Genomic DNA, 12,829 nt, shown 5'->3' on the forward strand with positions numbered 1-12,829 from the left:
AGTGCGTGTCAATGGTGATGAGGGTACACCTGTTCCCATTCCGAACACAGTAGTTAAGCTCATTTACGGTGACAATACTTGGCTGGCGACGGCCCGGGAAGATAACTCGACGCGCACACTGAAAAGCAGTCTGTATAGACTGCTTTTTGTTTTATCTGAAAAAGTAGTATAAGATTTAGATACAAAGACTAGAAATCTATGAATGCGCATTCACAGCGCAGTTTCAGCACAAACGGGAGCGCCGGACGCTACGCACCCGCTGTGCGGAGCTCGTACTTTCCCACCCTGTCGGCGGCTGAAATGTATATCTGACGGAAAGGGAAAACGGGGTCGCAAGGGGTGGAAAACCGTAGGTTGTCCATCCTTTGGCCTTCGTTCTCCTTCTAAGGGGAACCTCCAGTCCTCCCGGCTGGTCGGGAAATGGAAACAGCAGCGGTTACGGTGTAAGCCGCTATGGGAAAAACGCTTTAGGCGTTTTTCATGAGCGCGCTTAGCGCGCAAAGATTCTCGCCGCCTGCGGGCGGCGCTTTGAACGAGAGTTTAGTTGATTTTCCCTTGCGGAGGACGGGAAAATCAAAAGGGAATTTCGCGTCCTGCGGGACGCGACTCAGGGCTCTGCCCTAAGAACCCGCAAACCTTTGAAAAGGTTTGATCGAAATTTTATTAAGAAAGCTCGTTGGAAAATGCTGAAATAGATACTTTCTGACTTTTGGTTGCAATTTTTTGCATTTTGCTTTATAATAGAGCGTGATTAAGAGGATTCGATACAGGAGTTGACAGGTATTATGATGACAAAATTCCTTTTGGCGCTCAACCGACTGTTCCCGTTGCCGGTACATCCGTTTAATTTACAGAACGAAGGCAAAGAAAGCTATGCAATGTGGCAGTATGAGCGCGGTGGAAATACCATTGCGTTCTACACCGAGCGCTACACGACAGAGGAGATGTTTGCGGATAAAACCGTACTGGATGTCGGCTGCGGCGCAGGCGGTAAGACCATGTACTATGCCTCGCAGGGTGTCAAAAAGATCGTAGGCATGGACATTGTAGCGCACTACAAAGAGGAAGCTGAGGCGCTGGCGGAGCAGCTTGGGTATGCAGATCGCTTTACTTTTGTGGTTGGCGATGCAGCCAATACCGGTTTCCCGGACAACAGCTTCGATACGATTATCATGAATGATGCGATGGAGCATGTAGACCGCCCCGATCTGGTATTGGCAGAGGTACGTCGTGTGCTCAAGCCCGGCGGACGACTGTATGTAAACTTCCCGCCATATTATCATCCGTTTGGTGCGCATCTGTCCGATTTGATCGCAATTCCGTGGGTACACATGTTCTTTTCTGAGGACACGCTGGTTGACGCTTACAAGGAATTGTGTAAGACGGTTCCGGACGGTGATGATCGCATTAACTTCCGCATTTCGACCAATGCGCAGGGTAAGGAGTATTTCTCCTACATCAATCACATGACCATTAAGCGCTTTGACGGTTTGCGTGCAAATGCAGGAATGAAGCAGGCATATTATCGCGAAGTGCCGCTGCGTGGCTTCTTGGCACCGCTGGCCAAGCTGCCGCTGCTCAAGGAATGCTTTGTCAAGATGGTTGTATGCGTATTTGAAAAGGAATAAGACAAAAGACCGCATGTTGTCATGCGGTCTTTTTTATGTTTACCAGGGTTTGTGGCCGGAAAACCAGCCTTGCACCTCCCAGTATTGCAGATCGGTCGCAGTATTCATGTGCGGCAGCAGACGACGAAAGAAGCCAAACATCAGGCGCACATACAGGCGAGGTTTGACAGGACGATCGACGCGCAGGCGACGGCAGGCCTTTTGCACATCGCGCTTCAGACGTGAGCGTGTGGCAGGGGAGACCGAATCCCAAGTCAGTGCGTGAACAGCTCTGCCCAGACGCACCACGCGGCCCACACCCCAGAAATTCATGCTGTCCTGCAAATCCTGCAAGGTACGGCGCATACCGCCGCCAGCGGCTGTTGTCAGCAGAAGCGCTCGTTTGGTGAACATGGATGGGCTGGGACGGTGCAGCATCCAGCGGCAGCCAAAGTGATCCAAAAAGGATTTCATTGCGCCTGTGACGTGATAGACGTAGACAGGAGATGCAAGGATGAGTACGTCGGCTTGGTCGATGGCATCCAGTATGGGTGTAATTTGTACGTGTGCGGGAGCGCAGCAGGGAACTGACGCAAAGAAACAGGCATTACAGCCGGTGCACATGTGATGAAAGTCACGGGGCAGAAAAAACTCGTGCACCTCATCCGGCTGTAAGGTCTCAATCGCCATGCGCGCGAGGTGTACGGTGCTACCCACATGTTCTGTGCCGTAAATGGCAGTTACAATCATAGAAAATCCCTCCCGAATTGCATATCTTATGCGCAGCATAGGCAAAATAGAATGCTGCGATCGCGGTAAGAGATTGGGTAAAAGAAACGGTCATCCGAATGGATGACCGTTTTTGACATGCAGAATATTTTACTGCGCATCAGCGAGCAGCTTTTCTTCGATGATACGTGCAGCATGGCGGATGCAGTCGTCGCACGAGCACAGCGGCTTGCCCGTATCGCGGCCTTTGAGCTCGGAGCACAGCAGCGAGCCGGTTGCCTCTGAAAAGGCTTCTCCCAACATGCGGTCAATCTTGTAGGTTGCGGCCTTGGTAGAACCCGGCGTTTCTACACCGGCGCTGTTCTGAAGACCTGCCAGCATCAGACCGCCGGTCAGTGCACCGCAAACTTCCATCATGCCCATGCCAAAGCCGAATGCTTCGCTCATCTTGTAAGCGGTCTGCTCGTCTACGCCGAACAGGTCAGCGTAGGTGCAGACAATGGCCTGAGCACAGTTGTAGCCCTTGTGATGTCGGGCGATTGCCTGTTCAATTCTCGATTCCATGTAACATAAACTTCCTTTGCGTGGGATTTCAAAATCAGTACGGATGGGTCTCGAAATACTTCATGATCGCATTGTACTGTGCAGTAGCCTGCTTGTCCAGGTTCTCGGTATACAGAAGCCACAGCTGATCGTCTGCGTTGCTCATAAAGCAGAACTCACTGATAAATGCCAGTGCGCCGCCTTCCTGAGCTGCACGCAGGACGAAGTAATAGTCCTTCGAGGGATCGCTGCTGCTGCGCTGGAAGACAAAGCGTCTCCAATCCTGGCCTAAACTGGTGTACTCCTGCTTGAGCAGGTCGCCAAACTCTTGTCCTGCACCGCCGTTCTCGTAGGCAACCTGAATGAGCAGCTCGGCACCCTTGGGGGTGGACGTAGAATAACCGTTCTGATGAACGCTGAAAATCATGTCGTACCCGCCGCCTTCGGTGCTGAACAGCTGCTTACGGGTCGTTGCGTCTACCGTCGAGTCATCCTCACGTGTCATGCGTACCTCAACACCGGCCGCTTCCAGCTTGTCGCGCAGCATGAGCGAGACAGCAAGGGTAAAGTCCTTCTCGTAGATCTTTGTGTTGCCATCGTGGTGTACGCCCCAATAGTCATCGAAGGGGATAGCCGAAGTTGCAACATTGCCCGAGTCGGCGCCGCCATGACCGGGATCGATCCAGATCTTGAGCTTACCGTCGATTGCCGAGACCGAAGGAGTCGGTTCCGGCTCTGCGGGTGTTTCGGGTTCCTCAGGGGTCTCTTCGGGTGTTTCCGGAGTCGGCTGTTCTACGGTCGGGGTTGTGATGACGACCGTGCGCGTTTGGGATTCATAGCCGACATCGAAGCCCAGCGCATCGCCCAGATCGACCAGCTTAAAGTAGTTGTAGCCGTCGACGTTGTAGGCGGTCAAAGAGGCCTTGATGCCGTTGATCAGAACGGTTTCATTGCATGTCTGTGCGGTCGCGTTCTTGGTCGGGATCGCGCCGAGCTCACCACCGACGGCTTCATAGCTGCTGCCGGGTGTGAGGTTCATGGAACGGGTGCTCTTGTCCCAGGTCACGCCGAACTGAGCGGTCGTACCGTTGAGGATGAGGGCGATATCACGCAGCTTATAATAGTTGTTGCCGTTGATGTTGTAACCCACCGGCTTGACCTGCTTGCCGTCAAGCATGACAGTCATGGTAGCCGGATATGCAGTAAGAGAAGCGGCCATGACGGACTCGCTTACGGTCTCGCTGACTGCCGTGGCAGTAGGAGCAGATGTACCTGCGGCTTCCGGGTCGTATGAGACAGCGCCTGCGGCCGAAGTCAGCAGGGCTGCCGTCAGAATGCCTGCAACCAATCGTTTCATAGATGCGTCTTCCTTTTTTTCGTCCAGGGGTGAATGCGAATACTAAAGTTAATTATAACAAACAAACGGCGGAAAATCAAGAAAAACACCGGAATATGTTGGATTTTGGCAGGTTTTTACAAAAATAAGCGATTAGAGGAGGGCCGCGCCGATGATACCGGCATCGTTGCCGAGGGTGGCTGCGACGATGGGCGTGCCTTCGGGAGCGATCTTGAACTGCTGTGCATGGACGCGCTCGCGCAGCGGCATGAGCAGCTTTTCACCGTATCCTGCAACACCGCCGCCGATGACGATGGCATCGGGCTGGAATACGTTGATGAGGTTGGTCAGACCGCAGGCCAGATAGTCGCAGTAATCATTGAATACGCGGTCGGCCAGTGCGTCACCGGCATCGCGTGCATCACAGACCATCTTAGCAGTCAGCTTGCCGCCGTTTTCCTGTACCATGGCGTGCAGGCAGGTGTCGGGGCACTGCTCCATTGCTTCGCGTGCCAGACGAATCAGACCGGTTGCAGACGCGTAGGTCTCCAGACAGCCATGACGGCCGCAGTTGCAGGGTGCACCGTTCGGGACGATAACCATGTGGCCGATCTCGCCTGCGATGTCCTCGCGGCCGGTATACAGCTTGCCCTCGAGAACGATACCGCCGCCTACGCCGGTGCCCAGCGTGACCATCAGCAGGTTGCGGGTGCCGCGGCCTGCGCCGCCGTAGAACTCGCCCAGTGCAGCACAGTTTGCATCGTTGTCGATGTTGACCGGGCAGTTAAATTCCGGCTCAAACGCATGCGCAAAGCAGACGTTGGACATGCCGAGGTTGGTGCCGAAGGTCAGGGTGCAGGTTGCCTTGACGAGCGTACCGGGCAGACCAATGCCGATCTGTTCGATCTCGGAATAAGGAATGTTGTGCTTGTCGCACAGATCGCGGCACAGGTCGTGCATGACCGCACACAAGCCGTCCGGATCGCCGGTCTTGGTGGGAGCAGAAATTTTATCCATCAGTACACCGTCCAGGGTGCACAGGCCAACAACCGTGTTGGTACCGCCGAGGTCAATGCCGAGTCTCATCATAATTCAGGATTCCTCCAGTCAAATATTTTGTCAAATTCCGGTGGTTTTGCCTGCCGGAGCGTGGGAAAAAAGGCAGGGGGAAGCCCTGCCTTTCTCGGGAGTTCATTAGTTGCCGCCGAAAGACTTGAGCATGCGCTCCTGCAAGTCCTTGGCCGCGTTGTAGCCCATCTTCTTATAGCGGTCGTTCATTGCAGCGACCTCAATGATGACGGCGAGGTTACGGCCGGGGCGAACAGGAATGGTCAGAGAGGGAACAGTGATGTCCAAAATGCTGGTGGTCTGACCCTCGAGGCCCAGGCGATCGTACTGCTTGCCTTCCTCCCAGGGTTCCAGATTGATGACCAGCTCGACCTTTTCGGTCAGCTTGACCGAACCGACACCAAAGATGCGGCGCACATCGACGATGCCGATACCGCGCAGCTCGATAAAGTAGCGGATGACATCGGGCGAGGTGCCGACCAGAGTCTTGTCCGACACGCGCTTAATCTCGACGGCATCGTCTGCGATCAGACGGTGACCGCGCTTGACCAGCTCGATTGCGGTCTCGGACTTACCGACACCGGAGTCACCGAGCAGCAGAACGCCTTCGCCGTAGATCTCGACCAGAACGCCGTGCAGGGTGATGCGCGGCGCGAGGGATACCTTGAGGGAAGCCACGAGCGCGTTGACGATGGTGGACGTAAACTCGTTGGTGCGCAGCAGCGGTACGTTGTACTTCTGCGCGGCTGCGAGGCACTCGGGGAAGACATCCATGTTGCGGGAAATGATCATAACCGGGATGCCCGAGCCGAACAGCTTGTCAAAGCACAGCGCACGCTCTTCATGGGTCATCTTTTCCACAAAGGTGTTTTCAACCTTACCCATGATCTGGATACGGTTGGGGTCAAAGTAGTCAAAGAAACCTGCCAGCTGAAGCGCCGGACGGCTGACGTCGGTCTTGGTGATCTCGACGTGTTCAAAGTTTTCCGGGCCGTAGACGACCTCGAAATCAAATTCCTGGATCAGGTCGCCAAGGCATACACCAAATTCTTTTAATTGCATGTTTTCGAATCCTCCTACCGTACGCGAGTAAGATACCTTTATTATAACGGAGCGATACAGGCTTTTCAATGGCTGCATGAAAACGGTGAAAAGTTTTTTTGTTTTTTTAAAATAAATTGAAAGAAAGGCTTGCATTTATGCCGGACTTGTGCTAATATAATATCCGTTACTCAATGCCTTTTAGATAAGGAGGTGCAGGAAAAATGGCAAAGTGCGATATTTGCGGCAAGGGCGTGACCTTTGGTATCAAGGTTTCCCACTCCCACAGACGTTCTAACAGAACTTGGAAGCCGAACGTTCGTCGTGTTAAGGCTCTGGTCGACGGTACTCCCCGCCATATCAACGTATGTACTCGGTGCCTCCGCTCCGGCAAGGTTACCCGTGCCATCTAATGTTGATTCATTTGAAAGCGCCCGCGCATTCTGCGCAGGCGCTTTTTGCGTTTTTACGCACATTTTACCAGTATCCGTATTGCGCGCAAAATGAGAAAAATCTCTCATATCTTATGGATTTTGCCGATATTTTCCCACAAATCTTGTAGGGAAAAGCAGGAAATATAGTAAAACATCATGTGTATATCGACAAAAAGTGACACAGCATATGGTGGCTGCGTGCTACAATAGGAGCAGAAAGGGGGAAGCGTTTATGTATCCCTGCTTCGCTGTGATTGAGTCTGTCCCCGTGCCGGAGGATCGGACACACACATTCGGCATTGCGATGCTGAAAAACGGCTGTCTGCTCGATATGCTGTCTGATGTGACGGTAAGACGCGCAGATGCCGAGAAAATCGTGTGCAAACTCAATCAGAATCGAGTCGCTGCGATCCATTTCCGAGATATCATCTATGACTGGATTACAGAACAGGCGATGCTATGACCACGCAGGAAGAAACCAAAAGGGGTGGTTTCTTCTTTTTTTGTCTCAAAAAATCGGACTGGACAGATGATAAAAACAGAGGAATGTGTAACCATGGGGATGGGATAAACTGTTCCATACAGAGAAAGTACATATAATACATTCACTAGGTAGAGCTTTTGCGCGTATAAAGGGAGAACAGGCGGCAAGCCTTGTCCTTGAAGGATAGAAATGGTATAATAGCCGGGAGCAGCTGTACACAATTACAGCTAATTGAGACAGAAATTTTGAAATCTTGGAGGCCTTTCATGCTTGACCCCAATGAAGCCCAGTGGCTGACCGTGAGCGACTTGTATGAACGCGGTTGGACTGACCCGATCATCAAGCGCTTGCCCGCACCGACACGGGGCACAAATCCGCATCATAAGAACAGTCCCAAGGCCGTGCGGCTGTGGTCGCTCGAGGACGTTATGCGGCTGGAAAACCGACCGGATATCCGGGCGCAGCTGGAGCGCGTTGCCGGACGGCGTGCAGGCCGTGCCGAGCGGCGCAGAGCGCAGGAATTACAGCGGCAGAACCGGGCATTTCTGGGCGGTCTGGCATTGGAGCAGGCCTTTGACACGCAGGCGTTGGAAACCATGACCGAGGGTGACCGCACGGCGATGTTGCTGGTACGCCGTCTGCATCAGGCCATTTTGAGCGCACTGTATGACACACAGCCGGTGCGATCGATCGCCGAGGCGCAGGACGGTCTGCGCACGGTCATGGAGATGACCGGAGCCGATGTGCGGCACAGCCGTTACCTCAAAAATCCGCAGCTTCTGGCATCCTGTGCGCCGTGGCTCGGACGGGGAGAGACCAAGCGCGAGCGCAGCTTGCACAATTTACTGCAAAAGGGTTATACAGCGTCGCTGTTGCGCGTGGCGGCGGTTATATTATATGAGTACGCACAGCGCGGTGAACCGGTTCCGGCCGAACAGATCTTAGCGCTGCCCGATTTCCCGGTGCGCAAGCTCATGGACAGTTCGCTGTACCAGATTTATCTGGTCGACTTTATCCCGGCCATGATTCGCAGTCAGCTGTCTGACCTCATCACGGTTGATCCCAAGGACGAGTATCCCGAGGCACGTATGATGCAGCGCCGGTTTGTCATTCATGTCGGCGGAACCAATACGGGCAAGACATACGAGAGCCTAAACCGTCTGGCACAGGCCGAGAGCGGTGTTTATCTGGCACCGCTGCGTCTGCTGGCGCTCGAGGTGCAGGAGTCTATGCTGGAACGCGGCGTGAATTGCAGTATGCTGACCGGCGAAGAGGAGGACATCCGACCGGGTGCGACGCACATTGCATCCACGGTGGAAAAACTTGACCCGCATCGCGTGTATGACGTAGCAGTCGTGGACGAATGCCAGATGATCGCAGACCGCGAGCGTGGTTTTGCATGGACACGTGCGATTTTGGGATGCTGTGCCCGAGAGATCCATCTGTGCACCGCACCCGAAGGACTGGACATCATCGTCCGGCTGATTGAGAGCTGCGGGGAAGCGTATGAGATCGAGCACCATGGACGCAAGTGTGACTTGATTCTGGTCGATCAGCCGATCGCCTTGGAAGATGTACAGGACGGCGATGCGTTCATCGCGTTTTCCAAGCGCAACGTGTTGTTATTGGCCGAGCAGCTGCGCCAGATCGGCGTACCGGCCTCGATTATTTATGGTGCACTGCCGTATGCGACGCGTAAGTTGCAGATGGAGCGATTTTTGCGCGGTGAGACGCGCGTGCTGGTGGCGACCGATGCCATCGGTATGGGACTGAATCTGCCCATCCGACGCGTCATTTTCACCCGTGACCGCAAGTTTGACGGCCTGCACAATCGCGCATTGCGCCCGGAGGAAATCCGCCAGATTGGTGGACGTGCCGGACGGTTTGGTGTATATGATGAGGGCTTTGTGACCGCAACCATCGACAGTGAGACCATCTGGCAGGGCTTTTCCGCACCGGTGGAACCGATCAGACAGGCCATGTTGGGATTTTCCGATCTGGTTCTGCGCGTCGATCACGATCTGCTCGAAGTTTTGCAGGTGTGGAACAGCATCCCAGCGATCGAGCCGTATAAAAAAATGCCCATCGACCGATACATCTTTATTTTGAAGACCTTGCAGGAATGTGGACTTGCGCTGGATAAGGAACAATCGCTGCGGGCGGCGACCATTCCGTTTGACGAGCGGGAAGAGGAACTGATGGACTATTTCCTGCTGTACTGTGGGCAGTACCTGGCAGGACGGGAGATCGAATGGCCGCGGCGGGGCAAAAGCTCGCTCGATGGACTGGAATTATACAGCCAGATGCTCGATCTGTACTATTCGTTCTGTCGTGCATTTCGCCAGCCGGTCGATTTGGACTGGCTGCGCACCGAAAAAGAGAATACTGCGCTGCAAATCAACGAACTTCTGGTGCGCGAGCTATCCCAGAAGGGCAAAAGCTGCCAGGTTTGCCATGCACCCATGCCGATTTCTTCCAAATTCCGGGTATGTTATAAGTGCATGATGAAGCGAAAGAAACAAAGTCATATCCAAATGCACGGGAAAAAGTCAGGGTAAAATTAGCAAATTTAACCAAATTTTTGTTGACATTCTCTAAAGGGCGCAGTATAGTGAAGCTGAAAAGACGTGCGGCGCACCTTGCCGTGTTTGAGAAGGAGAAGACGAGTACTATGAGAAAGCAGTATACCGGCCCCTGGCGCATGGCGCATCGCGGCATCAGTCAGGCTGCTCCGGAAAATACGCTCGAAGCCTTTCGCGCGGCCTATCACGGCGGAATTGAAGGACTGGAAATCGATATCCGTATGACCCGGGACGGGGTGATCGTCATTCATCACGACGAGACCCTGGAGCGTCTGACCTGTGGTTCGGACCATCCCTGCACCCGTGCGGTGCGGGACTGTACCTGGGCGGAGCTGGAAGCGCTTGAACTGCCTTATGCCAATCACCTGATGGATAACTGGAAGGATGAGGGCATGGAGGAGCACGAAGCGGTGGACGTTGCGCGCCAGCTGGGACAGGACCCCGATCATCCGTATGAGATCGAACGGCAGAAAGATCCGCGTATGGCCAAGCTGATGCGTCTGTCCGACCTGTTTGAGTGGATGGAGCAGCTGACCCGCCGTGTGATTTTGGAAATTGAGTACAAGGCACCGGGAATGATGCCCGAACTGTGCGCACTGCTCGAAGGTTTTTCCGGACGCAGCGACTGCATTGTATTTTCGGGCGAACCCGAGCTGATCGACGAAATTCAGGATTATGCCCGACACAATCGCCTGCCCGAAGGCGTCAAGCTGGGCGCAAACATTCGCCGCCTGACACCCGAGTGGAAGGAAAAGATTCCGTCCATGAAGTTGTTCGAAGTTGGCCTCAACATCGAAGCGCTTGAGCGCGAGGATATTGAATGGCTGCGCGGACGCGGCATTCTGGTGTTCTCCAATCTGGGAGACACGCCGGGCGGCTGGCAGAAGATTTGCACACGCAGCCTGACCGGCTTTAAGACCAATTACACCGGGCCGTTTAACGCCTGGTGGGACGAATGGAAAGAATAAACGAAAAGACCGCTCTGAAAGAGCGGTCTTTTTTTGACGGATTTTTTAGTCTTGCAGCAGGGTTTCCAGTTCAGTAACCAGAGAATCGAACAGTTTGAGCGCAGCGGCAACCGGTTCGGGGGAAGCCATATCCACGCCTGCGCCGCGCAGCAGGGTGACCGGATCGGCCGAGCAACCCTTGGACAGGAAGGACAGGTAATCCTCCACCGCGGGTGCGCCCTCTTTGAGGATGCGCTGAGACAGCGCGATGGCTGCGGCATAGCCGGTCGCGTACTGGTAGACATAGAAGTTGTAATAGAAGTGCGGAATGCGTGCCCATTCCAGTGCGATTTCGGGATCGAGCACGATGTCCTCGCCATAGTAATCGCGGTTGAGCTGCTGGTACTTGGCCGACAGCGATTCTGCGGTCAGCGGGATGCCCTGACGGGTCTGCTCGCTGCACCACAGCTCAAACTCTGCGAACATGGTCTGACGATACAGCGTACCGCGGAACTGTTCGAGGAAGTAGTTGACCAGATAAGCGCGGCGGCGCTTGTCCTGGGTCTTGTTCAGCAAATGCTGCATGAGCAGCGACTCATTGCAGGTCGAGGCCACTTCCGCGACAAAGATCACATAGTTTGCATAGGTGACCGACTGGTGCTTGTTGGACAGATAGGAGTGCAGCGCGTGCCCCATCTCATGCACGAGCGTAAAGACATCGTTTAAGGTGTCGGTGTAGTTTAACAGGACGTACGGATGGGTACCGTACGGGCCGGCAGAGTACGCGCCCGAGCGCTTGCCCTGATTTTCGTATACATCGATCCAGTGGTTTGCAAAGCCTTCTTCCAGCATAGCACGGTATTCGTTGCCGAGCGGAGCAAGTGCCTCCAGCGCGGTCTGCTTGGCCTCTTCGTAATCGACTTCGACATCCTGATCGGCAACGATCGAGGTGTACAGATCGTAGAAGTGCAGCTCGTCTACACCCAGCAGCTTTTTGCGCAGACGCACATAGCGATGCATAGCGGGCAGACCGTCGCGGACAGCGGAAATCAGATTGTGATAGATCTCGACCGGTACTTCGGTGCCGTCCAGGGCGGCGTGCAGGGCAGAGTCGTAGCGGCGTGCATCGGCGAAGAATTGCAGCTGCTTCATCTGTGCGCTGAGTACGGCGGCCGAGGTGTTGCGGTACTGGCCATACACGCTGTACAGCGAATGGAAGGCGTTTTCACGCAGTACACGGTCGGGAGACTGGAGCAGGGGAACAAAGGTGCCGTGGGTGACCGGATGGGACTGTCCCTGACTGTCCACAGCGTCCGGGAAGGTCATGTCGGCATCGTTGAGCATGGAAAAAATGTCATCCGGGCACTGTCCGAGCTGACCGGCAGCAGCCAGCAGCGCTTCGCACTCGCGCGACAGCGTGTGCGGCTTTTGACGGCGGACGCGGTCAAGTACCAGACGGTAGTGCGACAGACCAGACGCAGCCTGATAGAAGCTGTCCAGCGTCTCGTCCGGGATGGCGAGCAGTTCGGGCGTGGAAAATGCGTCAGCCTGACCGACTGCGACAGCCAGATTGGTGAATTTTGCGGTCATCTCCTGATAGACTGCGTTTCTCGTGTCCTCATCGCTCTTGCGCTGCGCGTAGTTACCGAGCGCGTCCAGCTTTTCGCTGAGCGTATCGCCAAAGCGCAGATATTCGAGCAGGGTGTCGGCGGAGTCGGACAGATGACCCTCAAAGCCGCGCAGCTTGTCCAGCATGGACTGCGCCTCGGCGTAGCAGGTGCTCCAAGCTTCATCGGAGGGGAAAATATCGGTCAGCGCCCATTGAAACTGCGGATCGACATCCGCACGGGCGGGAACGGTTTTGGGCATAGGGATTCCTCGCTTTCGGATTCCGGCATACCGGAAAAATTTGTAAGTCCACTCTAACACGGATGTGCCGCCTTGTCAAATACAGACCGTGCAATCGGGAAGGACAAGGACGGGAATGGGATAGTTTATGAAGATTTGATGAACTTATACACCCTGTTTGTTGACTTTTTCCGGGTAAAAACCTATGAT

11 protein-coding genes and 1 rRNA gene are annotated in these 12,829 nt (G+C 54.4%); 6 read left to right on the forward strand and 6 right to left on the reverse strand.

Annotation, left to right across the window (positions count from 1 at the left end):
• Position 1: 1 nt before the first annotated feature.
• A 5S ribosomal RNA gene (gene rrf / locus B5D52_RS11105) occupies positions 2–118 on the forward strand.
• Positions 119–785: 667 nt separating this feature from the next.
• Positions 786–1,628 (forward strand): class I SAM-dependent methyltransferase, encoded by an 843-nt coding sequence (locus B5D52_RS11110; protein ID WP_016146231.1) that lies wholly within the window; start codon positions 786–788, stop codon positions 1,626–1,628.
• A 39-nt stretch (positions 1,629–1,667) separates the two neighbouring features.
• On the opposite strand, the gene B5D52_RS11115 is transcribed toward B5D52_RS11110, so the two are convergent.
• The 5 genes from B5D52_RS11115 to hprK all read right to left on the reverse strand — a co-directional run bounded on the left by B5D52_RS11115 (position 1,668) and on the right by hprK (position 6,345).
• On the reverse strand, positions 1,668–2,357 hold the full coding sequence (locus B5D52_RS11115) for a flavodoxin family protein (protein WP_016146232.1): 690 nt from the start codon (positions 2,355–2,357) through the stop codon (positions 1,668–1,670).
• Between the two features lie 129 nt (positions 2,358–2,486).
• A complete protein-coding gene (locus B5D52_RS11120; protein ID WP_016146233.1) occupies positions 2,487–2,900 on the reverse strand; it encodes a C-GCAxxG-C-C family protein in 414 nt (137 codons plus the stop codon).
• Between the two features lie 34 nt (positions 2,901–2,934).
• A complete protein-coding gene (locus B5D52_RS11125; RefSeq protein ID WP_016146234.1) occupies positions 2,935–4,236 on the reverse strand; it encodes an N-acetylmuramoyl-L-alanine amidase in 1,302 nt (433 codons plus the stop codon).
• A 132-nt stretch (positions 4,237–4,368) separates the two neighbouring features.
• On the reverse strand, positions 4,369–5,304 hold the full coding sequence (locus B5D52_RS11130; RefSeq protein WP_016146235.1) for an ROK family protein: 936 nt from the start codon (positions 5,302–5,304) through the stop codon (positions 4,369–4,371).
• 105 nt (positions 5,305–5,409) lie between these two features.
• Positions 5,410–6,345, reverse strand: coding sequence for an HPr(Ser) kinase/phosphatase (hprK, locus tag B5D52_RS11135; protein ID WP_016146236.1), 936 nt, complete (start codon positions 6,343–6,345; stop codon positions 5,410–5,412).
• Positions 6,346–6,548: 203 nt separating this feature from the next.
• Here hprK and rpmB point away from each other — a divergent pair, with 203 nt between their 5' ends.
• From rpmB to B5D52_RS11155, 4 genes are all read left to right on the forward strand, one after another.
• Complete coding sequence (gene rpmB, locus B5D52_RS11140) at positions 6,549–6,737, forward strand: 50S ribosomal protein L28 (protein ID WP_016146237.1); 189 nt, start codon at positions 6,549–6,551, stop codon at positions 6,735–6,737.
• 253 nt (positions 6,738–6,990) lie between these two features.
• Positions 6,991–7,221, forward strand: coding sequence for a DUF6514 family protein (locus B5D52_RS11145; RefSeq protein ID WP_016146238.1), 231 nt, complete (start codon positions 6,991–6,993; stop codon positions 7,219–7,221).
• A 287-nt stretch (positions 7,222–7,508) separates the two neighbouring features.
• The gene (locus tag B5D52_RS11150) at positions 7,509–9,800 is read left to right on the forward strand and encodes a helicase-related protein (RefSeq protein ID WP_016146239.1); all 2,292 of its coding nucleotides are present in this window, start codon (positions 7,509–7,511) and stop codon (positions 9,798–9,800) included.
• 113 nt (positions 9,801–9,913) lie between these two features.
• A complete protein-coding gene (locus B5D52_RS11155) occupies positions 9,914–10,792 on the forward strand; it encodes a glycerophosphodiester phosphodiesterase (protein WP_016146240.1) in 879 nt (292 codons plus the stop codon).
• Between the two features lie 45 nt (positions 10,793–10,837).
• Here the strand turns inward: B5D52_RS11155 and pepF are convergent, their stop codons facing one another.
• Positions 10,838–12,640, reverse strand: coding sequence for an oligoendopeptidase F (gene pepF / locus B5D52_RS11160; RefSeq protein ID WP_016146241.1), 1,803 nt, complete (start codon positions 12,638–12,640; stop codon positions 10,838–10,840).
• Positions 12,641–12,829 lie beyond the last annotated feature (189 nt).

Origin of the sequence: Butyricicoccus pullicaecorum DSM 23266, assembly GCF_900167005.1 — a bacterium.
In the GTDB taxonomy this organism is placed as follows: Bacteria; Bacillota; Clostridia; order Oscillospirales; family Butyricicoccaceae; genus Butyricicoccus; species Butyricicoccus pullicaecorum.